The organism is Novosphingobium aeonii, assembly GCF_052279045.1.
GTDB lineage: Bacteria > Pseudomonadota > Alphaproteobacteria > Sphingomonadales > Sphingomonadaceae > Novosphingobium.
In genome coordinates this window covers 1984313-2007587 of record NZ_CP176833.1, presented here as the reverse complement: position 1 = coordinate 2007587, position 23275 = coordinate 1984313, and the positions used below count along the sequence as shown (strand labels likewise).

Below are 23275 nucleotides of genomic sequence, written 5' to 3'. Positions count from 1 at the left end.
GAAGAGTGAGAGAATGGTTGCGAAGCGTTCGAAGGTCTGGCTCGCGGTATCGGCGGGGGCATGTCTGGTGCTGGCGGGGTGCGGCAGCGGCGGGGCGGAAGGCCCCGCCGCCGCGACCGCGCGGACCGGCGACGTTACCGGCGCCCTGATCGTCAAGGCGCCGGACAGCGAGTGGCTCTCCTATGGGCGCACTTACGACGAACAGCGTTTCTCGCCGCTTTCCGACATCAACCGGGATAATGTGAAGAGCCTTGGCCTCGCCTGGTTTTCCGATCTCGATACCGCGCGCGGGCAGGAATCGACGCCGCTGGTGATAGACGGCAGGATCTACATCACCACCGCCTGGTCCAAGGTAAGGGCCTACGATGCCGCCACCGGCAAGGAACTGTGGGCCTACGATCCCGAAGTCCCGGGCGACAGCGGGGTGAAGGGGTGCTGCGATGTCGTGAACCGGGGGCTCGGCGCCTGGGGGGACAAGCTCTATCTCGGCACGTTCGACGGCCGCCTGATCGCGCTTGACCGCGATAGCGGCAAGCCGGTGTGGAGCAAGGTCACGGTGGACCAGTCCAAGCCCTATACCATCACCGGCGCGCCGCGGGTGATCGATGGCAAGGTGATCGTGGGCAACGGCGGCGCCGAGATGGGCGTGCGCGGCTATATCACCGCCTACGACGCGGAGACCGGCAAGCAGCTCTGGCGGTTCTACACTGTGCCCGACGCGCCGGGCAGGAATGCCGAGCCCTATCTGAAGGCTGCCGAGAAGACCTGGTACGGAGAATACTGGAAGCAGGGCGGCGGCGGCACCGTGTGGGATTCGATGGCCTACGATCCCGAACTGGACCTGCTCTATATCGGCGTGGGCAATGGCAGCCCCTGGAACCAGGGCATCCGTTCGCAGGGCAAGGGTGACAACCTCTACCTCTCGTCCATCGTGGCGATCCGGCCGAAGACCGGGGAATATGTCTGGCACTTCCAGACCACGCCGGGCGAAACCTGGGACTTCACGGCCACCCAGCACATCATGCTGGCCGATCTCCAGATCGGCGGCAAGACCCGCAAGGTGCTGATGCAGGCGCCCAAGAACGGGTTCTTCTACGTGATCGACCGAAAGACCGGCGAATTCATCTCCGGCAAGAACTTCGTGCCGGTGAACTGGGCTTCCGGGCTCGATCCCCGGACGGGGCGGCCGATCGAGAATCCCGAGGCACGCTATTACAGGACCGGCAAGCCGTGGGTCGGATCGCCCGGCGCGGGCGGGGCGCATTCGTGGCATCCGATGGCGTGGGACCCGAAGGAGAAGCTGGTCTTCATCCCGGCGCAGATCGCCGCCTTCCCCTATTTCCCGGACAGGAACTGGAAGCACCAGGCCAAGGGCTTCAATACCGGCGTGGACATGGCGGCGGCCTCGATGCCCGCCGATGCGAAAATTCGCGAGGCGGCGGCGAAGGCCACCAAGGGCGTGCTGATCGCCTGGGACCCGGTGGCGCAGAAGGAGCGCTGGCGCGTGACCTTCCCCAGCGCCAACAACGGCGGATTGCTGGCGACCGGCGGCGGGCTGGTGTTCCAGGGCAACATGACGAGCGAGATGGCCGCCTATGCCACCGATACGGGCGCGAAGCTGTGGTCCTGGCCGGTGCAGACCGGGGTGGTCGCGCCGCCGATCACTTACAAGGTGGGCGGCACGCAGTACGTGGCGGTGGTGGCCGGCTGGGGCGGCATCTGGGCGCTGGCGCCGGGCGGGGTGATATCGCAATCCGGTGGTCCGGTGCACAACATCAGCCGGTTGCTGGTCTTCAGGCTGGGCGGCACGGCCACGCTGCCGCCCGCGCCGAAGCTGGAGGAACTGCCGCTCGATCCGCCCGCTTTCACCGGCACGCCGGAGCAGGTGGCGGCCGGTTCCTATCGCTATGGTCGCTATTGCGGCACCTGCCACGGGGATGCGGCGGTGGGCGGCGGATTGCTGCCGGACCTGCGCCGCTCGGCCCTTGTCGGCGACAAGGCCGCATTCCAGACGGTGGTGCATGACGGGGCGCTGAAGAGCAACGGCATGGTCGGCTGGTCCGACGTGATGTCGGCCGAAGAGATCGAGGCGATCCGCCAATACGTGATCCACCGCGCCAACGAGGACAAGGCGCTGGAAAAAGCGGGCGGCAAGTGACCATCGACCTCGCCGGGCTGGCGGGCATCGATGTTCACGTCCACGCGGAAGTCTCGTGCCACGATCCGGAGGACCCGGTCATGGCGCAGTTCTTCGATGCTGCCTCCGCCTATTTCAAGGCCCCGCGCGAACGGCCGAAGATGCCGGAGATCGCCGAGATCTACCGCGCGCAGAACATCGCCTTCTGCCTCTTCACCGTGGATGCCGAAAGCGGCATGGGGGCGAGGCGCGTGTCGAACTACGAAGTGGCGGAATTCGCCGCCGCCCATGCCGATATCTGCATCCCCTTCGCCTCGATAGACCCGCGCAAGGGCAGGCTGGGCGCGCGGGAGGCGCGCGACCTGATCGAGAACCACGGCGTGCGCGGCTTCAAGTTCCACCATATCGTGCAGGACTGCCACCCCGCAGACCGCGTGGGCTATCCGATCTACGAGGTGATCGCCGGCCATGGCCTGCCCGCGATCTTCCATACCGGCCATTCCGGCATGGGCACCGGGATGCGCGGCGGCGGCGGGCTGCGGCTCAAGTACGGGCGGCCCATGCTGGTGGACGACGTGGCGGTCGATTTTCCGGACATGAAGATCATCCTGGCTCATCCGAGCTGGCCGTGGGTGGATGAAAGCCTGTCGATGGCGCTTCACAAGGAGAACGTCTTCATCGACCTTTCCGGCTGGAGCCCGCGCTATTTCCCGCCGCAGATCGTGCGCTATGCCAATGGCCAGCTGGCGGGGAAGATGATGTTCGGTTCCGACTTCCCGCTGATCCGGCCGGAAAAGTGGATCGAGGCGGCGCGCGGCATCGGTTTCAGGGATGACGTGATGCCCGGCATCATGAAGGGCAATGCCGCAAGGGTGCTGGGGCTGGCATGAGGGGGATCGGGATGGATTTCACGGATCGCCACGTCGTCATCACCGGCGCATCCAGCGGTATCGGCCGGGCCACTGCGGAGCATGTCGCGGCGCTGGGCGGGCGCGTGACCCTGCTGGCGCGGCGGGCGGACCGGCTGGCGGAACTGGCCGCGAGTCTGGGTGCGGATGCCCGCTGGCAGGCTGTGGACGTGGCCGACGGTCCTGCGCTTGACGCCGCGCTCGATGCGGCGATCGCAGGGGGAGGGCCGATCGACGGCCTGTTCCTCAATGCCGGAACCGGGGGCACTTTCGCGCCGGTGGAAGACTATGCGGAAGCGGATTTCGCGCAGGTCATGGCCGTGAACCTCACTGCGCCGTTTCGGGCTGTCGCCCGGGCATTGCCGGCCATGAAGGCGCGGCGGCGCGGGGCGATACTGGTGACCGGCAGCCTCGCCAGCGAGCGCGGCATGGCGAACAACGTCGCCTATGTCGCGTCCAAGCACGCGGTCCTGGGGCTGGCGCGCGCCGTCGCGCTGGAGGCGGCGCCTTTCGGGGTGCGCTGCAATTGCGTGGTGCCGGGGTTCATCGCGACGGAAATGTTCGCCGCGCTTCCGGGCGAGGCGCTGGATGCGCTTGCCGGCAAGGTGCCGCAGGGACGAACCGGCAGCGCGGAGGAAGTGGCGGCGGTGGCGGCGTTCCTGCTTTCGGACGCGGCCTCGCATGTCACCGGGCAGAGCATCGCGGTGGACGGCGGGGTGCTGGGAACGCTGAGGGTGTGATCGTCGCCCCGGATCAGGCGGGGCGACGATCAATTTCGGGCTCAATCGTCGAAGAAATTCAGTTCCAGCAGCACTCCGTCCGGGTCATGCACGAAGATCTGCCGCAGCCCGATCGAGTGGATCACGTTGCTTTCGTACCGCAGCCCGCGATCCTCGATCCGGTCGCGGATTTCCTCGAAGCCTTCGCAGCGCAGGGCGATGTGATGCAGCGCGCCGGTGGGGCCGCCGAACATCTCGCGGTCCATGGCGCGCGGTGCGTCGCGGCTGTTGAGGTGGAGGATCGGCCGCTCGTCGTTGTCGTAGATCCAGCGCGCGGTCTGGCGGGTGAGCGGCGGCGGCGGGGCGTAGCTCTCCAGCGAGAGCACTTCGCGGTAGAACGCCTCGCTGCGATCGAGATCGGCGACCACCACGTTGTAATGGTCCAGCGCGACCACGCGGGCGCGGACGCGCGTGTCGAAGGCCATGAAAGGGCTGTTCATGCCGCCTGCTCCTGTTTCTTCTCGCCGCCGGGAACGCCGTGGGCAACGCGCCGTCCGTAGTCGGGATCGTCCTCCGGCCGGGCCAGCGAATCCATGACGCGGGTGTGGATGTCCTCCAGCGTGCCGCGGAATTCCGCATAGGGCAGGATATAGAGCCGGTTCTCGCGCACGCCGTCGAGGACATGGGCGGCAAGCGCTTCGGGCTCCATGCCCACTTCGATCACTTTCTTGAGATGGCCGAACATTTCCGGCCCGGCCTGATAGTAGCCGGTATCGGAAAGGTGGGCGGGGCGGGTCAGCAGGGCCTCGTGGATATTGGTGTTCACCGCGCCCGGGCACAGCAGCGAGACGCCGATGCCGGTGCCTTCGAGGTCGAGCGCCAGCGACTCGGTCAGCCCGCGCACCGCCATCTTGGTGGTGCAGTAGATGCCGGTGCCCTTGAGCGCCACGAAGGCGGACATCGATGCGGTGTTGACGATGTGCCCGCCGTTTCCGCGTTCGATCATGCGCGGCAGGAAAGTGCGCACGCCGTTGATGACGCCGCGCAGGTTGACGTCGATCTGCCAGTCCCAGTCATCGAAGGTGGCGTCCTGGATGGCGCCGAAGTGAGAGACGCCGGCGGTGTTGAACAGCAGTTCCACCGGGCCCAGCCGGGCCTCCACCGCATCGGCGGCGCGGCGATATGCCTCGCGGTCGGTAATGTCGAGATGGACCGGCATGACCTGCGCGCCGGTGCCGGCGAAGAAGGCCATGGCCTCGTCGAGATGGTCCTGCCGGATGTCGGCGATGGCGACCTTGCAGCCCGCCTTCGCGAAGACCTTGGCCTGGCCGAGCGCGACGCCCGAGCCGCCGCCGGTGATGAATGCCGTGCGTCCTGCCACTTCTGTCATCTTGTCTCTCCCTCGATAGCGATTTTTCGCTCTTGTCTATGCGTAGGCGTGGTTCTCCAGTCCGAGCAGGTCGCGCGTTTCGCCCGCGCTCGACACTTCGGCGCCCATGCGCTCGATCAGTTCGACGGCCCAGTTGACGTGGGCGGCGTTGTCGGGCGCCATGCGGCCCTTGCGCAGGAAGATGGTATCCTCGAACCCGACGCGGACATGGCCGCCCAGCAGGACGGACTGCGCCGCCATCGGATAGGAATGGCGGCTCACGCCGAAGCCGGTGAACGCCGCGCCGCGCGGGATCTGGTTGGCGGAATAGAGCATCGCCTCGGGCGTGGCCGGAAGGCCGTACTTGGTGCCCAGAACGAAGGAGAACGGCACGTTCTTAGGGATCGCGCCCTTGGCCATGAGATCGTCCGCGAAGACGAAATCGCCCGCCTCGAAGCATTCGATTTCCGGCAGCACGCCCGCTTCCTGGATCATGTGGCCCATGCGGGTGATCATCGGATCGAGGTTGATGGCAACCCCGCCCCAGAGCTGCATCGTGCAGATGTCGAGCGTGCACATGTCGGGCCTGAGGTCGAGGATGTGCTCCAGCCGGCGCTCGGCAGTGAACATCAGCGTGCCTTCGCCGCAGACCGAGGGGTCCTCGTCGCTCTGCATCCAGGTGCAGCCCGGCCCGGTGGTGACGTTGAGGATGACCTCGCGGTTCTTTTCCCGAATCAAGCCCACCACCTCGCGGTAGTCTTCCAGCGCCTGCGAAGGCTCGCCGGTCTGGCCGTCGCGGACGTGGACGTGGATGATCGAGGCACCGGCCGCGGCCGCCGCCAGCGCTTCCGCCGCGACGTGATCCGGGCGGAACGGGAAGTTGGGATGGCTGGGCATCGGCGAACTGCCTGTCACCGCGCAAGTAATGTAGACTTTCTGCGCCAATCTCGCTCTCCTCGCCTTGTGTCTTTTCTTGATATGGGCGAGATCGCAAATTCGAAGTGGTCGGAACAGGCCAGCACATATCCTATCACGTCAGGTAACTGGTTCAGGGCGTGACCGGAGGGAGATAGAGCACCGATGTCGCATCGTGAGGAGCTTTCGCTTTTTCTGAAATCTGCGCGCGGACGGCTGATGCCCAGCGAAGTGGGCCTGCCCAATGGCGAGCGCCGACGCGCCAAGGGCCTGCGCCGCGAGGAAGTCGCCGCGCTCGCGGGGATGAGCGTCACCTGGTACACCTGGTTCGAGCAGGGGCGCGAAATCCAGCTCTCCGCCCCGATGATCGAGCGGCTGGGGCGCACCTTGCGGCTTTCCGATACGGAGCGGGAATATCTCTTCGCGCTGGCGCAGCACCGCCCGCCGCCGCTGGTCTCCCGGCTGGACGAGGATATCCGGCCCGGCACGCAGCACTTGCTGGACAGCCTCTCGATCCCGGCGCTGGTGATCGTCGAGGACTGGACGGTGGTGGGCTGGAACCGGCTCGTCTCGGTGGCTTTCCGCGATTACGCGCCGCTCGCGCGGAGCGAGCGGAACCTGTTCAAGATCCTCATGCTCAATGAGCGCTATCAGGGCGATCCCGAATTCTTCCGCGAAATGGGCCAGCGCCTGACCGCGCGCTTCAAGTGGGATTACAGCCAGACCGCGCAGCCCGAGATCTTCGACGAGATCATCGCCGAACTGACCGAACGTTCGGCGCTGTTCCGCGAAAGCTGGGCGCGCAGCGAGATCCGTTCCCATTTCGAGGGGATCAATTCCAGCTTCTTCCCCGAGATCGGCGAAATCTGGTTCCGCCATACCTCCTACGCCATCGAGGAAGTGCCCAGCCAGCGCCTGATCGTATTCGCGCCCAACGAGGAACGCGATGCCATGCTGCTGGAGCGGCTGCGCGGGCTCAGGCCGGAGCTTGGCCCTCTCGAAGCGGCCGTGCGGTGATGCGCGCGCCCGCTTCGGCGGGCAGCCGGGCGAACAGGGGAACCGCGCCCATGCCGATCAGGGCAAGTGCCACCAGGGCCAGGCGATAGGGTCCTTCCGCGCTGTCCGGCGTGAATATCCGCAGGTTCAGGAACAAGGCTCCCAGCGAGATGCCGATGGCGGCCGAAAGTGCGTTGCCGATGCTGTTGAGCACGATGGCGCCGGGCAGTTCCTCCTGCGCCACGTCCGCGAAGGCGAGCGAGACCATGCCGGTGAAGGGCACGGACCGCGCCATGCCCACCAGCAGCATCGCGGCGGCCATCAGCCATGGCGACATCTGCGCCGTGAAGGCGGCGATGGCCGCGAGCGAGGCCATCATCATCGCGGTGCCCGCCGAAAGCGCCATGCGAAAGCCGCTCGCCCGGATCACGCGGCCCACCACCGGCTTGAGCGCGAGATCGCCGAGGTTGTTGGCCAGCAGCAGGAGCCCGGCAAGTCCGGGGGACATGCCGAACGCGAGCTGGAAATAGAGCGGCAGGACCAGCGCCTGGCCCATGTGGGGGATGCGCATCAACATGCCCGCACCGAACGCGATCGAGCGGAAGGTCGTGTGGCGCAGGGCGGTGAGCGGCACCAGTCCGTCCGGCCTTGCGCGCAGATAGCGGAAGGCGAGCAGCGCCGCGGCGCTGCCGCAGGCGATCATCGCGGCGGGAAGCAATGCCGCGCCGGGATGGGCGCCGAGCCGGTCGAAGCCGTAGATCAGCAGGGCCAGCGCTATCGCGACCAGCGCGAAGCCCAGCGGGTCGAACGGGGCGGGCCGGGGCGCGATGCGGGGGATCAGCTTGCGGGTCAGCAGCGCGCCGATCAGGGTGAGCGGCAGGTTGATGAGGAAGATCGACTGCCAGCCGAGCGTTTCGGTCAGCAGCCCGCCCAGCGGCGGGCCGATGACCGGGGCGATCAGGGCGGGCGTGGTGCTGATCGCCAGCATTTCCACCAGGCGGTGCTTGGGCGTCACCCGCAGCAGCACGAGGTTGCCCACCGGCGTCATCAGGCTGGAGCAGAGCGCCTGCAGCGCGCGGGCCGCCACGAAGAACGCCAGACCCGTGCTCAGCGAACAGAGCAGCGAGGCGAGGCCGAAACCCAGCACCGAGCCGGTCAGCACCCGGCGCGGGCCAAGGCGCTGGGCCGCCCAGCTGCTGAGCGGCAGGAACGCGGTGGAAACCAGCAGGTAGGCGGTGATGCCTATGCCCATTCCGCTGGGCGCCACGCCGAAATCGCGCGCCATGTCGGGCAGGGCGGTGGCGATCACCGTCGCTTCGAGGATCGAGAGGAACATCACGAAGGCGACCATCATGGCCACCGCGCGCGGATCGGCCGAAGTCTCGGCCGGAACTTCGGTCATCGCGGCTTTTCGAAGTAGGCGATGGCGCGGAATTCGTAGCTTTCACGCACGTGTGCATCCGGGCGGCTGGTGTCGTGGAAGGCGGTGTGCGGCGCGCGCCAGGCGCGCTCGTGGTCGCTGTCGTGGAACTTGATGAAGATCACCTCGTCCCGCGTCATGTCCGGGAAATACCACCAGCGATGGCCGGGGCTGTGCCGGAAGATCGTGGCGGCAACCATGTCCTCCTCGCCCTCGATCGGGGCGTAGAGCGCATCGCCTTGCGGGATCTCGTCCACGTCCACCTTGACGTTGGCCACGCTGTCCTCGTCTCCCACCGACGGCCCTTCGCAAAGCGCCAGCGGCCAGTCCTGCGGCGGAGGGGAGAACGTGCGCCACAGGCTGAAGGCGATGAAACGGTCATATCCCGGCCCGTCCGGGCGGCCTTTTTCGTAAAGGGCGGCGGCGATCTTGTGGGCCGAGCGCGAGTTGAAGTCGACATGGGCCTCGGCGGCGGGCGGTTGGTAGCCTTCGCCCGCGATGATCGGCGAGCGCAGCTGCCCGCCCATGCAGAACACATAGTCGCACCCGGTCAGGGCCCTGGCGGCACGGGCCACTTCATCGGGATAGGCGGCGAGCTGCCGCGGGTCGGCAAAGTCCTGCACGGCGGTTTCATGGCGGGAAATGCAGAAGCCGTGCTCATCGAGCGTGAACGGACGCTCGGCCAGCCGGGCGTTGCGGATCGTCACCGGATAGGGCTGGTAGACGCCGGTGTTGAACTCCTTGCCCGGCGCCCAGAAGCGCCGGTTGATGCGCGAGGTGGGCAGCAGGTAATCTATCGTGGTCTCTACTTGCGCGCCGGGGCGGCTGCGCGTGGCTGAATCGGTCATGCTCTCTCTCCCAAGGATGCCGCCCGGCTTTGTGCCGGTGCGGGCAGGCAAGGTGCTCAGCGCAGGAAGCGGTTCCTGACGGCGTCGGGTACGCGCGCGGACTGGAGGCCGCCGGGCCGGTCCGGCGCGGGCACGGTCCAGACGCGCTTCTCGGTGCCTTCCACGCAGATCCGCTCCCCCAGCCGGATGCGGTGGGCGATGGTGAAGCTGCTGTTTCCGAACTCCGGCGCGTCGGCCTCGATGGTCACGACGTCGCCGTAGCTCGCCGGAAAGCCGAAGCGGGCGGACAGGTCCACCAGCGGAAAGCCGGCGACGCCCAGCTCGGCGAGCATGTCGCGCTTTCGGGGCAGTCCGGCCGCTTCGAACAGCAGGATGGTGCTTTCGGCGAACATGTCGATGAAACGGGGGGCGAAGACGATCCCGGCCGGATCGCACTGGCCCCATTCGATGCGATGCTCGCGCGTGAGGAAGGGCGCCATCGTCAGGCCAGGATGTTCTTGCCCTGCCGGGTCGTCTTCTCGGCCATTTCCTCGGCGGATGGCGGCTGGGGCAGCATGAGGCCGCGCTGCACCGCGGGGCGCGCGCCGACGGTGCCGAACCAGCGCCGGAGATGCGGCAGGCCTTCCATGTCGATGCAGGCCCAGTCATGCCCGCGAACCCAGGGGAAGCAGGCGATATCGGCGATCGAATAGTCCCCGGCGAGGTATTCGCCGGTCGCCAGGCGCGCGTCCATCACTTCGAAGAGGCGGCGGCTTTCGCGCGTGTAGCGGTCTATCACGGCGGGCAGTTTCTCCTCGAAGTAGCGGTTGAACACCGTGGCCTGCCCCATCATCGGGCCGAGCCCGGACATCTGCCACATGACCCACTGGATCACGCGGCTGCGCCCGGCCACGTCGGCAGGCAGGAAGCGGCCGAATTTCTCGGCGAGGTAGATCAGGATCGCACCGGATTCGAACACCGCAAAGCCGCCGTTTTCGGTCTCCACATCGTGGTCGATCAAAGTCGGGATGCGGCCGTTGGGGTTGAGGCGGACATACCAGTCCTCCTTCTGCTCCCGATCGGTGAGCGAGATCGCGCGCAGCCTGTAAGGCACGCCGAGCTCCTCCAGCATGATCGTGGTCTTCCAGCCGTTGGGCGTTTCCGAAGTCAGCAGTTCGAGCAAGCGTCTCTCCCGGGTGTTCGCCGCGCGATTCGGCGCGCCTTGCGCAGGGAAGAGAGCAGACAGCGGCGCGCGCGACCAGAAGAGCACAAACAGTATCACTGGCAGTGACAGGCTGGCCCGCCTCAACCAGTTGGCGATTCTAATAGTATTGATGCTGGGCTTCCACGCGCCGCATTCCCAACGCAGTCTGCCTTCCAGATCCGCAAGGACGAACGGAGAGGGACTGCCGATACATGTTGACGCTCTACAGCTTTGGCCCTGCGGCCAATTCGCTCAAGCCGCTGCTCGCGCTCTATGAAAAGGGGCTGGAATTCACCCCGCGCTTCGTCGATCCCACGCGGTTCGAGCATCACGAGGACTGGTTCAAGAAGATCAATCCGCGCGGACAGGTGCCCGCGCTCGACCATGACGGCCACATCATCACCGAATCGACGGTGATCTGCGAATACCTCGAAGATGCCTTCCCCGATGCGCCCAAGCTGCGCCCGACCGACCCTGTGCAGATCGCCGAGATGCGCGTGTGGACCAAGTGGGTGGACGAATATTTCTGCTGGTGCGTCTCCACGCTGGGGTGGGAGCGCGGCATCGGGCCGATGGCCCGCGCGCTTTCGGACGAGGAGTTCGAGGCCAAGGTTGCCCGCATCCCGATCCCCGAGCAGCGCACCAAGTGGCGCACCGCCCGTGCCGGCTTCCCCAGGGACGTGCTGGAAGAGGAAATGCGCAAGATCCGCGTCTCGGTGGACCGTGTCGAAAAGCGGCTTTCCGAAAGCACCTGGCTGGTGGGCGAGCAATTCACGCTGGCCGACGTGTGCAACTTCGCCATCGCCAACGGCATGCAGAACAGCTTCGCGGATATCGTGAACCGCGAGGCGACGCCGCATCTGGTGGGCTGGATCGATCGCATCAACGACCGCCCCGGCTGCCAGAAGATGTTCGCCAATTCGAAAAGCGAATTCGGCGATCGCGGCCGCAAGGTCACGGTCTGAAGGGGAGAAGGGCGATGGCCAGGGACAACCGCATCACGCTCTACGATCTGCAGCTCGCTTCAGGCTGCACGATCAGTCCCTTCGTGTGGCGCACCAGGTATGCGCTGGCGCACAAGGGTTTCGACGTGGACCTCGTGCCCGGCGGCTTCACCGGCATCGCCGAGCGGACCGGCGGGCGCAGCGAACGCGTGCCGGTGATCGTCGATGACGGCGAATGGGTGCTCGATAGCTGGAAGATCGCGGAATATCTCGACGAGAAATACCCCGACCGCCCCATGCTGTTCGAGGGGCCTTCGATGAAGGAACTGACCAGGTTCCTCGACGCCTGGCTCTGGAAGACGGCGATCGGGCCGTGGTTCTCGTGCTACATCCTCGATTACCACGACCTGTCGCTGCCGCAGGACCACGCCTATGTCCGGCACTCGCGCGAGACGATGTTCCTTGGCGGACGCAAGCTGGAGGACGTGCAGGCCGGGCGCGAGGACCGGCTGCCGCTGGTGCCGCCCACCCTCGAACCCTTCCGCAAGCTGCTGCGCGATACGCCGTGGCTGGGCGGGGAAAAGCCCAACTTCGCCGATTATACGGCGCTGGCGGTGTTCCTCTGGACGGCCTCTGTCGCCACCACCCCGCCGCTTACCGGGGACGATCCCCTGCGCGACTGGCTGGACCGGGGCTTCGACCTCTTCGGCGGGCTGGGCCGTCATCCCGCCATGCACACGCTGTTCGGGCTCCGGCTGCGGCCGGGCGACCCGGAACCCTTCGAATCCGGCGGCGCGGGGATAGAGGTGGCGCCGGTCAATCGCGGCGCCGCGCCGCAGGTCGAACCCGCCGATTGAACGGAGCACAGGCTATGGCATGGCATGACGAGCCGCCGGGCGGCGCCTTGCGGATGTACCACATACCGGGCTGCCCCTTTTCCGAACGGGTCGAGCTGCTGCTGGATCTCAAGGGGCTGTCAGGGCTCATGGCCGATCACGAGATCGACATTTCGCTGGCCCGGCCCGACTGGCTTCTGGCCAAGACGCGGGGAACCACCGCGCTTCCGGCGCTGGAACTGGAAAACGGCGAGACGCTGAAGGAGAGCATGGTCATCATGCGCTACTTCGAGGATCGCTTTCCCGAAGTGCCGGTGGCGCGGGCCGATCCCTTCGAACATGCGGTGGAGGCGATGCTTTGCGCCACGGACGGGCAGTTCACCGGCGCGGGTTACCGGATGATCCTCAACCGGGATGCGGGGAAGCGAGAAGAGCACCGGGCCGAAGTCGATGCGCAATATGCCCGCCTCGACGACTTCCTGCGGCACTATGCACCTGACGGAGACTATCTGTTCGACCGGTTCGGCTGGGCGGAAGTCGCCTTCGCGCCGATGTTCAAGCGGCTGTGGTTCCTCGAATACTACGAGGCTTACGAAGTGCCGCAGCACCTTTCGCGCGTGCTGCGCTGGCGCGAGGCGTGCCTTTCGCACCCGGTCGTGCAGCGCCACCACGGGCACCGCGAACTGATGACGCTCTATTACGACTATGCGCAGGGCGGCGGGAACGGGCGCCTGCCGGAAGGCCGCGCGGTGTCGAGCTTCACGCTCGATCCCGCCTGGAACACGCGCCCGATGCCCCCGCGCGACAAGTGGGGACCTCCGGCGACCGACGCCGAACTCGGGCTCATCGCGGCCTGACCATCATCGACGAGAACAACCCTCCAACGGGAGCAGGATCATGAAGAGCTATCCGCAGAACTATATCGACGGCCGCTGGACCGACAGCCGGGGCGGCCGCCGTCATTCGGTGGTCAACCCGGCTACCGAGGGGCAGGCGAGCGAGATCGTGCTGGGCACCGCCGCCGACGTGGACCTTGCCGTGGAAGCCGCGCGGCGGGCGCTCGAGACGTTCTCGCAGACCGACAAGCAGGAACGCATGGCGCTGATCGGGAAAGTGATCGAAGCCTACAAGGCCCGCATTCCCGACATTGCGGAGGCTATCGCCACCGAAATGGGCTGCCCGATCTCCACGGCCTCGACCGCGCAGGCGGGATCGGGCGTGGCCCATCTCGGACAGGCGCTGGCTTCGCTCGATGCCTTCGAATTTTCCGAGAAGATCGGCGACAATACGGTGCTGCGCGAGCCGATCGGCGTCGTCGCGCTCATCACGCCGTGGAACTGGCCGATGAACCAGATCGTCGCCAAAGTGGGGCCGTGCCTGGCCGCCGGTTGCACGATGATCCTCAAGCCTAGCGAGGAAGCACCCAGTTCCGCCGCGATCTTCGCCGAAGTGATGGAGGCGGCAGGCGTTCCGGCGGGGGTGTTCAACCTCGTGCAGGGCGACGGCGCGGAAGTGGGCACCGCGCTGGCGCGGCATCCGGGGATCGACATGATCTCCTTCACCGGCTCCACCCGCGCCGGGATCATGGTGGCCAAGAACGCCGCCGATACCGTGAAGCGGGTGTCGCAGGAACTGGGCGGCAAGTCGCCTAACATCATCCTCGAAGGCACGCCGCTGGACGTGGCGCTTCCCGGCGGCGTGGGCGGGGTGCTGCTCAACTCCGGCCAGAGCTGCGTGGCGCCTACGCGCATGCTGGTCCACCGTTCGCAGCATGACGATGCGGCCGAGAAGGTGGGCGAGATGTTCGCCGCCAAGCCGGTTGGCGATCCGCTCAGCGAAGGGCCGCACATCGGCCCGGTGGTGAACAAGGCGCAGTACGAGAAGATCCAGGGCCTGATCCAGAAGGGCATCGAAGAAGGCGCGACGCTGGTGACCGGCGGGCTCGGGCGGCCCGAAGGGCTGGACAAGGGCTATTACGTCAAGCCCACCGTCTTCGCCGACGTGACGCCCGACATGACCATCGCGCAGGAGGAAATCTTCGGCCCGGTGCTGGTCATCATGCCTTATGACGATGAAGCCGACGCGGTGCGCATCGCCAATGACACGCCTTACGGCCTTGGCGCCTATATCGCGGGCGATCCGGCGCGGGCGGGCAAGCTGGTGGGCAAGCTGCGCGCGGGCGCGGTCTTCGTGAATTCCGGGGGCCTTGCTTTCGACATGCCGTTCGGCGGTTACAAGCAGTCCGGCAATGGCCGCGAATTCGGCAAGTTCGGGATCGAGGAGTTCCTCGAGGTCAAGTCGGTCATCGGCCAGTACCAGCCGGTCGAGGCGTGAAGAAGGGGGGCCGGTATCTCCCGGCCCCATATGCCCGCCCCGCAATGGTCGGACGGGGGCGCTGGGCGGATGGATCAGGTCAGATCGGCGATCGACACGGTTCGTCCGCCCGCCGCCGCGCGGTTTCCCTCGCGGCGCAGGCGCTCGATTTCCAGACGGGCCGCGGGGGCCGGTTCGTCGGGCAGGGCCGCCAGCGAGGCCTCGTAAATCTCGCGAAAATCCTCGGCATATTCGGGGTGGGAGAAGATCAGGGGGGCATTCTCCTCGATCCCGCGCAGGGTCTTCTCGCCCACTTCGAGCGGGTCCATGCCGAGGTCGAAGGCCGTGCCGAACTGCGTCAGCGCCGCGCGGTCAAGCTCGCCGAAGCCGCTTTCGCCGAATGTCTCGGGGCGGCGGAAGGCGCTGTCCCAGGCGTTGGTGCGGGTAAGGCCGGGACAGAGCAGCGATACACCGATGCCCTGCGGGGCAAGGTTGTAGCGCAAGGATTCGGTAAGGCCGCGCACCGCGAACTTGCTGGCGGTGTAGATGCCGGCCTGCGGACCGGAGAGATAGGCGGCCATGGATGCGACATTGACGACATGGCTTCCCGGCCCGGTCCGTTTCAGCAGAGGAAGCAACGCGACAAGTCCGTTTACTACACCTCCGAAGTTCACGCCCATGATCCAGTCGTAATCGGCATGGCTGGCTTCGTCCGTCGGGCCGAACACGGAGACGCCGGCATTGTTCACCAGCACGTCGAGCCGGCCGAAGGTCGCCTCGATTTCCCTGGCGACTTCGGCGAAGCGGGCGCGGTCGGTTACGTCCAGTTTCAGGAAAATCGGCGTTTCCCTGCCATTTTCCGCGAACCGTCGCTCCGCTTCGGCGCGGTAGTCCTCATTGCGGTAGCTTAGCGCAAGCCGGAAACCCGCGTTCGACAAGGCGCGGGCGATTCCGAAGCCCAGGCCCGAAACCCCTCCTGTCACGAAGGCCACGCGTTTGCTGTTTTTCATGACAATCCTCTCGGCAAGACGAATTTATTCGTTAGTGTAGCAAATCAATAATCGAGGAGAGATCGAGATGCCAGAGCCTGATTCGAACCTGCCTCCCGCCCATCTCGAAGCCCGTCTCGATGCGCTGGAGCACCGGGTGGGCGAACTGGAGGATGTGAATGCCATTCGCCGCCTGCACTGGGCCTATGGCTATTACATCGATTTCAACCTGCCGGATCAGGTTGCCGAACTCTTCGCCGAGGACGGCGTGGTCGTGTTCCTGTCGGGCGAGTACGTCGGCCATGCAGGGGTGAAGCGCCTTTACGGCGACTGGATCCAGCAGCGCTTCACCGGCGGAAAGCCGGGGCCGGTGAACGGGTTGCTGCTCGATCATTTCCAGATGCAGGACGTGATCACCGTCGCGCCCGATCGCCAGACCGCCAAGGGGCGCTTTCGCGGCATGCTGTTCGGCGGCTGGCACGACGATTTCCAGGACACGCGCGAGGAGATCATGCCGCAGCAGTTCATGGAAGCCGGCATCTACGAGAACGATTACGTGCGCGAGGACGGCGTGTGGAAGATCAAGCGGCTGGACTACATGATGCAGTGGCAGGGCGATTATGAGCAAGGTTGGGCGCACACCACCTCGCATCTCCAGCCCGCCGCGCTGACGTTCCCCGAGGATCCGATCGGCCCCGATCGCCTGCTGCCGCAAAGCGCCCACCGGCCCACCTGGCCCTATCGCCACGACGTGCCGATGCATTTCGCCCATCCCCGGTTCGGCAATGTTCTGGCTGGTCAGGAAGTGGGCTGAAAATCCGCCGGGACAGCGGCGGGGAGAGCCGCTAGCCTCGCAAAAAAGACGATAAAAGAAAGGGAAAGCGTGCCGGCAACAGATCCGCGTGAGATCATCGAGCGTGCCCCGATGTCACGGGCGCAAGTGGCGACCGTGGCGATCATGGTCGGGCTCAATGCGCTTGACGGGTTCGATGTGCTGTCGATCAGCTTCGCCGCGCCCGGCATCGCGGCGGACTGGGGGATCGACCGGGTGGCGCTGGGGGTCGTGCTGTCGATGGAACTGATCGGCATGGCCATCGGTTCGGTGGTGCTCGGCAGCGTCGCGGACCGGGTCGGGCGGCGGCGCACGATCCTCGGCTGTCTCTGCGTCATGGCGCTGGGCATGGCGATGGCGACGCAGGCGACGGGCGTGGCGACGCTTTCGGTCTGGCGCGTGCTCACCGGGCTCGGCATCGGCGGGATGCTGGCGGCGATCAACGCGGTGACCGCGGAATTCGCCAATGCCCGTCGCCGCAACCTGGCGCTGGCGGTGATGGTGATCGGCTATCCGCTGGGCGCGGTGATCGGCGGGCTCGCTGCCGCCTGGCTGCTGACCCTGTTCGACTGGCACGCGATCTTCTGGTTCGGCTGCCTCGCGACGGCGGCGTTCATCCCGCTGGTGTGGTTCCTGGTGCCGGAGCCGGTGCAGTTCCTGCTGGTGCGGCGCGGTCCGGGCACGCTGGCGCGGGTCAATGCCGTGCTGGCCCGCTGCGGCCATTCTCCGGTTTCGGCGCTGCCGCCGCCCACCGTGGAGGAATCCGCCGCCTCCATCGCGGACATCCTGCGCCCCGGCCTGATCGGCACGACGCTGCTGGTCACATTTGCTTACTTCGCCCATGTCGTGAGCTTCTACTTCATCCTGAAATGGGTGCCGAAGATCGTTGTCGACATCGGCTTTCCTCCGCCCGAAGCGGCCGGTGTGCTGGTGTGGGCGAACCTTGGCGGGGCGATCGGCGGGGCGCTGTTCGGCGTGGCGGTGCAGCGATTGCCGCTGAAGGGCGCGACGGTGGCGGTGCTGCTTGGGTCGTCCGTGATGGTGGCGTTGTTCGGCGCGCTCGGCGTGAACACGCTGGCCGGGCTCTCCGCGCTCGCCTTCGCCTCGGGCCTGTTCACCAACAGCGCGGTGTCCGGGCTCTACACGATCTTCGCGCGGGCCTTCCCCACCCATGTCCGGGCGACCGGCACCGGCTTTGCCATCGGCGTCGGGCGCGGCGGCGCGGCGCTGTCTCCCATCGTGGCAGGCATGCTCTTCGAGGCGGGCCTGCCGCTGGCCATGGTTTCCACGCTGATTGCCGGCGGCTCGTTCCTCGCGGCAATCGCCCTGTCCTGCCTCAAGCTGCGCGTGCGCGGCTGATTGGAGGTTCGTCTTGCAATACCAGTCGCATGTCGATGCCCTTGTCCGGCATCTGGAGATCACGCCCTTCCTTTCGGACCTTGCCGAGGCGGGCGTGGAGGTCGATCCCGAAACCTGGGGGCACGTCGTCACGCAGGCCGGGCGCATGGCGGAAGAGCTGGTAGCGCCGCTCGATCCGGTGCTGGACCGGCAGGGCGCTCAGGTGGCGTGCGGCCGCGTGCGGACCGCGCCCGGCCACCGCGAGGCCTGGGCGCGCTATGCGCAGGACGGCTGGCTCGGGCTGCCGCTGCCGGAAGCGATGGGCGGCATGGGGTTGCCGTTGCTCCTGCAGGGCGCCTGCGAGGAACTGCTCAACCGCGCCTCGCCCGCCTTTGCCATGCTGGCCACCCCGGGCCGCACGGCGGCGGAGCTGCTGCTGGAAAGCGCGGCGGAAGAGCTGGCCGGGGAATGGGTGCCGCGCCTGCTTTCGGGCGAATGGGCCGCCACTATCTGCATTTCCGAACCTGACGCCGGCTCGGACGTCGGTCGCATCCGCACGCGGGCGGTAAAGGGCGAAGACGGCGCATGGCGCGTGACTGGCGAGAAATGCTGGATTTCCTATGGCGACCATGATCTTGCCGGGCGGATCGGGCACTTCATGCTGGCCCGGTCTGGCGAAGGGCAGGGCGTTCGCGGGCTCGGCCTGTTCCTCGTGCCTGACGGCGACGGGGAGGGCGCGCGTGGCGGCGTGTTCCTGCGCCGGATCGAGGAGAAGCTCGGCCTTCATGGCTCGCCGACTTGCGTGCTCGGCTTCGAGAATGCGCCCGCCGTGCTGATCGGGCAGGAGGGCCGCGGGCTCCAGACCCTGTTCCACATGATGCTGCGTATGCGGCTTTCCTGCGGTCCGCAGGGGATCGGGGTGGCCAGCGGAGCCTTCGAAACCGCTCTGCGCTATGCGCAGGAGCGGCGACAGGGCGGCGCCCCCGATGCACCGCCCGTGCCCATTGCCGCTCATGCCGATGTACAGCGGATGCTGCTGGGCATGGCGGGCAGGATCGAGACCGCGCGCGGACTGGCGCTGGCCTGTGCGACGGCGCTGGAACTCGGCAGCCGCGCTGCGGACGGGGACGCGCGGGCGCAGTGGCTGTCGCTCGCGCAATTCCTGTTGCCCATCGTAAAGGACGGCGCGGCGCGGCTCGCCTTCGACGTGGCGAGCGAGGCGCTGCAGGTGCTGGGCGGGGCCGGCTATACCTGCGAATGGCCCGTCGAGCAGCGGCTGCGCGATGCGCGGGTCTTCTCCGTGTTCGAAGGGACCAGCGGCATTCAGGCCATCGACATGCTTCACCGCCGCCTCTGGCGCGAGGAGGGCGAGGGGCTGGCGCGCTTCCTTGCATGGGCGCGCGGCGAATTGCGGGATGGCGAGCCCTCCCGCCAACTGGCGCAAGTGCTGGACCTGCTGGAGCGGACCGCCGCCGATCTTTCGGCCATGCGGGGCGCGGCGCGAGGGGCAGAGGCCGGCGCGACAGCCTTCCTGGACTTGTGCGGCATGGCCGCCTGCGGCTGGATGGCGCTACGCCTGGTCCACCGCGCGGGCGACGATGCGGTGGGCAGGCGCATGAAGGCGGCGGCGCGTTTTCATCTCGCCGAATTGCCCGTTCGCGCCGAAGCGCAGGCCGGGCTGGCGCGCCTTGGCGCGGAGCGGCTGGAGGGGATTGCCGCGCTTCTCGATTAGCGGGCTTTCGGTGGCGCCGCTCTCAGAGGCCGCCGATATCGACGTCGTGAATGCGCTTCAGGAGGGCTGCGAGCATGTGGAACTCGGCATCGGAGAAGCGTTCGCGCAGCCATAGTCCGAGTTCGCCGCTGCGCTCATGCGCGGCGGAAAGCATGGCCACGCCCTGCTCGGTGATTTCCAGCGTCTGGCGGCGGCGATCCTCGGTGGATTGCCCGCGCACGATCAGTTCGCGGCCTTCCAGACGGTTGATGATGCCCATCACCGTGGCGCGGTCCATCTGGAGCGTTCGGCCGATGTCGGCTTGCGAGGTGCCGGGATTCTCGGCGATCAGGAGCATCGCGGTAAGCTGGGTCTGGGTAATGCCCAGATCGCTGAAGATCTCCGAAAAACGGCGCTGCGTGGCGCTTTGGGCCAGGCGCAGGTGCAGGTCCAGAACGTGATCTAGCGTGCGACCGGCTGTCAGTCCCGCGAATGTTTCGGCGTCTCTCATCACGTCCTGTTGCGAGCGTTTGCGGGAATCGTCAAGCGATGGCTTGGAAAATAATTGTCAGTGAAGCATACAATATCGCGACGACAATATAAGACTGGAGAGGTTATGGCCCATTTCCCGGAAACCCCGAGCTTTACCGGGTTCAACACCCCATCGCGGATCGAGGCGGATATCGCCGACCTTGCGCATGAGGGCACGATTCCGCCCGAACTGAACGGTGCGTTCTTCCGCGTCCAGCCCGATCCGCAGTTCCCGCCGCGCCTTGGCGACGATATCGCCTTCAACGGCGACGGCATGATCACGCGGTTCCATATCCACGACGGCCGGTGCGACTTGCGCCAGCGCTGGGCCCATACCGACAAGTGGAAGCTGGAACGCGAAGCCGGAAAGGGGCTGTTCGGCGCCTATCGCAATCCGTTGACGGACGATCCCGCGGTGGAGGGCCGGTTCCGCTCCACTGCGAACACCAATGCCTGGATCTACGCGGGCAAGCTCTGGGCGATGAAGGAGGACAGCCCGGCGCTGCTGATGGACCCGGCGACGATGGAGACCATCGGTTTCGAGACCTTCGGCGGAGCCATGCGCGGGCAGACCTTCACCGCGCATCCCAAGGTCGATCCGGTCACCGGCAACATGGTGGCGATCGGCTATGCCGCCTCGGGGCTCTGCACCGACGACGTGGCCTATTACGAGGTCGGCACCGATGGCGCGCTGCTGCGCGAGGTGTGGTTCAAGGCGCCCTACTATTGCATGATGCACGATTTCGCGATCACCCGGGACTATTTGGTGATCCACATCGTGCCCTCCGTGGGAAGCTGGGACCGGCTCGATAAGGGCCTTCCGCACTTCGGGTTCGACACGAGCCTGCCGGTCTATCTGGGCGTGCTGCCGCGCCGTGAAGGGGTGACGGGCGAGGAGATCCGCTGGTTCCGCCGCGACAATTGCTTCGCCAGCCATGTCCTGAACGCATGGCAGGAGGGATCGCGGGTCCACTTCCTCACTGCCGAGGCGAAGAACAACATGTTCCCGTTCTTCCCGGACGTCCACGGCGCCCCGTTCAACGGCATGGAGGCGATGAGCTATCTGACCGACTGGACCGTGGACATGGCCTCCAACGGCGATAGCTTCGAGGCGATCAGCCGCCTGTCCGATACCGCCGCCGAGTTTCCCCGCATCGACGACCGCTTCACCGGGCGCAAGACGCGTTACGGCTGGATGCTGGAGATGGACATGCGCCGCCCGGTGGAGCTGCGTGGCGGCAGCGCGGGCGGGCTGCTGATGAACTGCCTGTTCCTCAAGGACCTCGAAACCGGGCGCGAGCAGCACTGGTGGTGCGGGCCGGTGTCCAGCTTGCAGGAACCGTGCTTCGTGCCCCGCTCCGCCGATGCGCCCGAGGGAGACGGCTGGATCGTGCAGGTCTGCAACCGGCTGGAGGACCACCGCAGCGACCTGCTGATCTTCGATGCGCTCGATATCGAGAAGGGGCCGGTGGCGACCATCCACGTTCCGATCCGGCTGCGCTTCGGGCTCCACGGCAACTGGGCCGATGCCGGTGCGATCGGGCTTGCGGCCTGAGGAGGAAGGCCCGCAAAAAAGGGGAGAAGCCGCTGCCGGGGCAGGCGGCTTCTCCCAAGCTTCCGGCGGTTGCGGGCCGAAAAGGCGGATGGGTTCGGCGGAATTCAGTCCGCGATGCCGGCGCGGGCCTTGAGGTTCGCCTCATCCCGGGCGGCGCGGCGGGAAACAAGCAGGATCAGCACCACGATGGGCACGGCGACCACGTTGATGCTCAGCATCGCCGTGCGCAGATCGCCGGTGATGTCGGATATCAGCCCGACCACATAAGGGCCCACGCCCATGCCGAGTATCGTCATGACCAGCAGGTAGAGGCTGGCGGTGAGCCCCCTCATGCGCGGCAGGACCTGATCGTAGAGGATCGCGTAGAGCGGCGGCATCCATCCTGTCAGCACGATGCTGTAGACCACGAAGCGCAAGTAGAAGTCCCCGGGCGAAGGTGCCCAGTAGACCCAGAACGACAGCAGCGGCGACAGGCCCATCGACATCAGCGCGATTCCCGCCCGGCCGCCGCCGGGAAACCGCTGGTGCAGCCGGTCGGACACCGGCCCCCAGATCAGCGGGCCGACGATGCCGGTCGCGGCCGAGAGCAGGCCGAACTGCAAGGCGGTGTCGGCCAGCGAGAGGTGGTAGGTGCGGATCAGGAAGCTGGGGTTGAAGGCCATCATTCCGTAGTTGATCGTCGATTGCAGCGTGCCCACGGCAATCGCCATGATGAGGGTCGGCGATCCGGCGATCACGCGGAAGGCCTGCCGGTCGCTGGCCTTCACCCCTTGCAGGAGGTTGACGACGACCAGCAGGCCAATGCCGATCACCAGCCATTGCAGGACGTGCGGATCGATCGCGAAGGCGCCGAAGCCGAGCGGCGGGCGCGGTGACCGGGCCATGCCGATCCGCGCCAGCACGGTTCCCGCCACCACGATCAGGGCGAGTGCGGCAAAGTTGATGGCCACGCTGCGCAGGCTTGCCCGGCGCAGCGCCATGGCCACCCAGTGGCAGCCCGGCGTCACCGCGCCCAGCAGCGAGAGGCTGGCACGGAAGGGATGCGGATCGGGCGGCGTGGCGATGCCGTCCATCACGCCGCGTTCGGGTTCGCGCAGGCGCCAGAGGAAGATCGAAAGCACGAAGCCGGGCGCGGCGGCCACGAGGAAGGCGAATTGCCAGCCCTTCAGGCCCAGCGGCGCGGTGCCCGGCACGAAGGCGTCGCTCCACATCTGCGCGGCCAGTCCGCCCAGCACCAGCGATCCGCCCAGCCCCAGCGCAATGGCCGAGGCCATCACCGCCATCACGAAGCCCCGCCGGTGGCGCGGCCAGTAATCGTAGATCAGCGAGGTGCCCGCAGGCTGCGTCGCCGCTTCGCCGATGCCGACGCAGAGCCGGGACGCAGCCAGCATGGCGAAGCTGGAGGTCATCCCCGCCATGGCGGTGGCGGCCGACCAGAACAGGATGCTCAGCGACAGCAGCCGCCCGCGCAGCCAGCCATCGGCAAGGCGGCCGACCGGCAGCGAGAACAGCGCGTAGAACAGTGCGAAGACGGTGCCGAACAGCAGGCCCATCTCGGCATCGCCGATACCGAGGTCCTGTTTGATCGCCGGGGCCAGGATCGCGAGGATCTGGCGGTCCAGCAGGCTCATCGCATTGGTCAGGGCGATCAGCGCCAGCGCGTACCATCCGCCGCGCGCGACATGGCGGGCCGGACCCGTCGCGACCTGTCCGACCGGCGGTTTCACGTCT

22 protein-coding genes are annotated in these 23275 nt (G+C 66.8%); 12 read left to right on the top strand and 10 right to left on the bottom strand.

Annotated features, from left to right (window positions below; all coding sequences use genetic code 11):
* Positions 1–13 precede the first annotated feature (13 nt).
* The 3 genes from ACLIMP_RS24165 to ACLIMP_RS24155 are packed head-to-tail and all read left to right on the top strand — an operon-like array spanning position 14 to position 3785.
* Positions 14–2158, top strand: coding sequence for a PQQ-dependent dehydrogenase, methanol/ethanol family (locus ACLIMP_RS24165; protein ID WP_054436024.1), 2145 nt, complete (start codon positions 14–16; stop codon positions 2156–2158).
* A complete protein-coding gene (locus ACLIMP_RS24160) occupies positions 2155–3027 on the top strand; it encodes an amidohydrolase family protein (RefSeq protein ID WP_292636511.1) in 873 nt (290 codons plus the stop codon). Before ACLIMP_RS24165 ends, ACLIMP_RS24160 begins: the two co-directional genes overlap by 4 nt.
* A gap of 11 nt (positions 3028–3038) precedes the next feature.
* Positions 3039–3785 (top strand): SDR family NAD(P)-dependent oxidoreductase, encoded by a 747-nt coding sequence (locus tag ACLIMP_RS24155; protein WP_443478510.1) that lies wholly within the window; start codon positions 3039–3041, stop codon positions 3783–3785.
* A 41-nt stretch (positions 3786–3826) separates the two neighbouring features.
* Here ACLIMP_RS24155 and ACLIMP_RS24150 read toward each other — a convergent pair whose 3' ends face one another.
* From ACLIMP_RS24150 to ACLIMP_RS24140, 3 genes are read right to left on the bottom strand one after another with little or no spacing between them, the layout of a single operon-like run.
* The gene (locus ACLIMP_RS24150; protein WP_231635700.1) at positions 3827–4264 is read right to left on the bottom strand and encodes a VOC family protein; all 438 of its coding nucleotides are present in this window, start codon (positions 4262–4264) and stop codon (positions 3827–3829) included.
* On the bottom strand, positions 4261–5154 hold the full coding sequence (locus tag ACLIMP_RS24145; protein WP_185999279.1) for an SDR family NAD(P)-dependent oxidoreductase: 894 nt from the start codon (positions 5152–5154) through the stop codon (positions 4261–4263). The genes ACLIMP_RS24150 and ACLIMP_RS24145 overlap by 4 nt, the downstream gene beginning before the upstream one ends.
* 36 nt (positions 5155–5190) lie before the next feature.
* Positions 5191–6078 (bottom strand): beta-keto acid cleavage family enzyme, encoded by an 888-nt coding sequence (locus ACLIMP_RS24140; RefSeq protein ID WP_082370213.1) that lies wholly within the window; start codon positions 6076–6078, stop codon positions 5191–5193.
* A gap of 135 nt (positions 6079–6213) precedes the next feature.
* Between ACLIMP_RS24140 and ACLIMP_RS24135 the strand changes: the two genes are divergently transcribed.
* Entirely contained in the window at positions 6214–7065 is an 852-nt protein-coding gene (locus ACLIMP_RS24135; RefSeq protein ID WP_185999280.1) for a helix-turn-helix transcriptional regulator, read from the top strand.
* Here the strand turns inward: ACLIMP_RS24135 and ACLIMP_RS24130 are convergent.
* Genes ACLIMP_RS24130 through ACLIMP_RS24115 form a run of 4 tightly spaced genes read right to left on the bottom strand, consistent with a single transcriptional unit; the run spans position 7025 to position 10474 of the window.
* Complete coding sequence (locus ACLIMP_RS24130; protein ID WP_443478509.1) at positions 7025–8446, bottom strand: MFS transporter; 1422 nt, start codon at positions 8444–8446, stop codon at positions 7025–7027. The two genes, ACLIMP_RS24135 and ACLIMP_RS24130, sit on opposite strands and share 41 nt — an antisense overlap.
* Positions 8443–9312, bottom strand: a complete 870-nt coding sequence (locus ACLIMP_RS24125; protein ID WP_443478508.1) for a CmcJ/NvfI family oxidoreductase — start codon at positions 9310–9312, stop codon at positions 8443–8445. The genes ACLIMP_RS24130 and ACLIMP_RS24125 overlap by 4 nt, the downstream gene beginning before the upstream one ends.
* Positions 9313–9368: 56 nt before the next feature.
* Complete coding sequence (locus ACLIMP_RS24120) at positions 9369–9791, bottom strand: acyl-CoA thioesterase (protein WP_324699218.1); 423 nt, start codon at positions 9789–9791, stop codon at positions 9369–9371.
* 2 nt (positions 9792–9793) lie between these two features.
* Positions 9794–10474 (bottom strand): glutathione S-transferase family protein, encoded by a 681-nt coding sequence (locus ACLIMP_RS24115; RefSeq protein WP_185999284.1) that lies wholly within the window; start codon positions 10472–10474, stop codon positions 9794–9796.
* A gap of 233 nt (positions 10475–10707) precedes the next feature.
* On the opposite strand from ACLIMP_RS24115, the gene ACLIMP_RS24110 reads away from it, so the two are divergent.
* From ACLIMP_RS24110 to ACLIMP_RS24095, 4 genes are read left to right on the top strand one after another with little or no spacing between them, the layout of a single operon-like run.
* On the top strand, positions 10708–11460 hold the full coding sequence (locus ACLIMP_RS24110; RefSeq protein ID WP_054436033.1) for a glutathione S-transferase family protein: 753 nt from the start codon (positions 10708–10710) through the stop codon (positions 11458–11460).
* 14 nt (positions 11461–11474) lie between these two features.
* Positions 11475–12296 (top strand): beta-etherase, encoded by an 822-nt coding sequence (locus ACLIMP_RS24105; protein ID WP_185999285.1) that lies wholly within the window; start codon positions 11475–11477, stop codon positions 12294–12296.
* Between the two features lie 14 nt (positions 12297–12310).
* Positions 12311–13132, top strand: coding sequence for a glutathione S-transferase family protein (locus ACLIMP_RS24100; RefSeq protein WP_443478507.1), 822 nt, complete (start codon positions 12311–12313; stop codon positions 13130–13132).
* Positions 13133–13172: 40 nt separating this feature from the next.
* Complete coding sequence (locus ACLIMP_RS24095) at positions 13173–14609, top strand: aldehyde dehydrogenase family protein (RefSeq protein ID WP_443478506.1); 1437 nt, start codon at positions 13173–13175, stop codon at positions 14607–14609.
* A 74-nt stretch (positions 14610–14683) separates the two neighbouring features.
* Here ACLIMP_RS24095 and ACLIMP_RS24090 read toward each other — a convergent pair whose 3' ends face one another.
* Positions 14684–15598 (bottom strand): SDR family oxidoreductase, encoded by a 915-nt coding sequence (locus ACLIMP_RS24090; protein WP_443478505.1) that lies wholly within the window; start codon positions 15596–15598, stop codon positions 14684–14686.
* A 67-nt stretch (positions 15599–15665) separates the two neighbouring features.
* Here ACLIMP_RS24090 and ACLIMP_RS24085 point away from each other — a divergent pair, with 67 nt between their 5' ends.
* The 3 genes from ACLIMP_RS24085 to ACLIMP_RS24075 all read left to right on the top strand — a co-directional run bounded on the left by ACLIMP_RS24085 (position 15666) and on the right by ACLIMP_RS24075 (position 19479).
* On the top strand, positions 15666–16391 hold the full coding sequence (locus ACLIMP_RS24085) for a nuclear transport factor 2 family protein (protein WP_054436037.1): 726 nt from the start codon (positions 15666–15668) through the stop codon (positions 16389–16391).
* A gap of 69 nt (positions 16392–16460) precedes the next feature.
* Complete coding sequence (locus ACLIMP_RS24080) at positions 16461–17768, top strand: MFS transporter (protein WP_443478504.1); 1308 nt, start codon at positions 16461–16463, stop codon at positions 17766–17768.
* Between the two features lie 13 nt (positions 17769–17781).
* Positions 17782–19479 carry an acyl-CoA dehydrogenase family protein gene (locus ACLIMP_RS24075; protein ID WP_443478503.1) on the top strand — a complete coding sequence of 566 codons (1698 nt, stop codon included), beginning with the start codon at positions 17782–17784 and terminating at the stop codon, positions 19477–19479.
* A 22-nt stretch (positions 19480–19501) separates the two neighbouring features.
* Here ACLIMP_RS24075 and ACLIMP_RS24070 read toward each other — a convergent pair whose 3' ends face one another.
* Positions 19502–19969 (bottom strand): MarR family winged helix-turn-helix transcriptional regulator, encoded by a 468-nt coding sequence (locus tag ACLIMP_RS24070; RefSeq protein WP_054436039.1) that lies wholly within the window; start codon positions 19967–19969, stop codon positions 19502–19504.
* Between the two features lie 105 nt (positions 19970–20074).
* On the opposite strand from ACLIMP_RS24070, the gene ACLIMP_RS24065 reads away from it, so the two are divergent.
* Positions 20075–21544: a lignostilbene-alpha,beta-dioxygenase gene (locus tag ACLIMP_RS24065; RefSeq protein ID WP_443478502.1), complete on the top strand. Its 1470-nt coding sequence runs from the start codon at positions 20075–20077 to the stop codon at positions 21542–21544.
* Between the two features lie 104 nt (positions 21545–21648).
* Here ACLIMP_RS24065 and ACLIMP_RS24060 read toward each other — a convergent pair whose 3' ends face one another.
* On the bottom strand, positions 21649–23271 hold the full coding sequence (locus ACLIMP_RS24060; protein ID WP_443478501.1) for an MFS transporter: 1623 nt from the start codon (positions 23269–23271) through the stop codon (positions 21649–21651).
* Positions 23272–23275 lie beyond the last annotated feature (4 nt).

Coding starts and splice junctions, on each gene's coding strand:
- ACLIMP_RS24165 (WP_054436024.1), top strand. CDS start 14: ATGGTTGCGAAGCGTTCGAAGGTCTGGCTCGCGGTATCGGCGGGGGCA.
- ACLIMP_RS24155 (WP_443478510.1), top strand. CDS start 3,039: ATGGATTTCACGGATCGCCACGTCGTCATCACCGGCGCATCCAGCGGT.
- ACLIMP_RS24150 (WP_231635700.1), bottom strand. CDS start 4,264: ATGAACAGCCCTTTCATGGCCTTCGACACGCGCGTCCGCGCCCGCGTG.
- ACLIMP_RS24145 (WP_185999279.1), bottom strand. CDS start 5,154: ATGACAGAAGTGGCAGGACGCACGGCATTCATCACCGGCGGCGGCTCG.
- ACLIMP_RS24135 (WP_185999280.1), top strand. CDS start 6,214: ATGTCGCATCGTGAGGAGCTTTCGCTTTTTCTGAAATCTGCGCGCGGA.
- ACLIMP_RS24130 (WP_443478509.1), bottom strand. CDS start 8,446: ATGACCGAAGTTCCGGCCGAGACTTCGGCCGATCCGCGCGCGGTGGCC.
- ACLIMP_RS24125 (WP_443478508.1), bottom strand. CDS start 9,312: ATGACCGATTCAGCCACGCGCAGCCGCCCCGGCGCGCAAGTAGAGACC.
- ACLIMP_RS24120 (WP_324699218.1), bottom strand. CDS start 9,791: ATGGCGCCCTTCCTCACGCGCGAGCATCGCATCGAATGGGGCCAGTGC.
- ACLIMP_RS24110 (WP_054436033.1), top strand. CDS start 10,708: ATGTTGACGCTCTACAGCTTTGGCCCTGCGGCCAATTCGCTCAAGCCG.
- ACLIMP_RS24105 (WP_185999285.1), top strand. CDS start 11,475: ATGGCCAGGGACAACCGCATCACGCTCTACGATCTGCAGCTCGCTTCA.
- ACLIMP_RS24100 (WP_443478507.1), top strand. CDS start 12,311: ATGGCATGGCATGACGAGCCGCCGGGCGGCGCCTTGCGGATGTACCAC.
- ACLIMP_RS24095 (WP_443478506.1), top strand. CDS start 13,173: ATGAAGAGCTATCCGCAGAACTATATCGACGGCCGCTGGACCGACAGC.
- ACLIMP_RS24090 (WP_443478505.1), bottom strand. CDS start 15,598: ATGAAAAACAGCAAACGCGTGGCCTTCGTGACAGGAGGGGTTTCGGGC.
- ACLIMP_RS24085 (WP_054436037.1), top strand. CDS start 15,666: ATGCCAGAGCCTGATTCGAACCTGCCTCCCGCCCATCTCGAAGCCCGT.
- ACLIMP_RS24070 (WP_054436039.1), bottom strand. CDS start 19,969: ATGAGAGACGCCGAAACATTCGCGGGACTGACAGCCGGTCGCACGCTA.
- ACLIMP_RS24065 (WP_443478502.1), top strand. CDS start 20,075: ATGGCCCATTTCCCGGAAACCCCGAGCTTTACCGGGTTCAACACCCCA.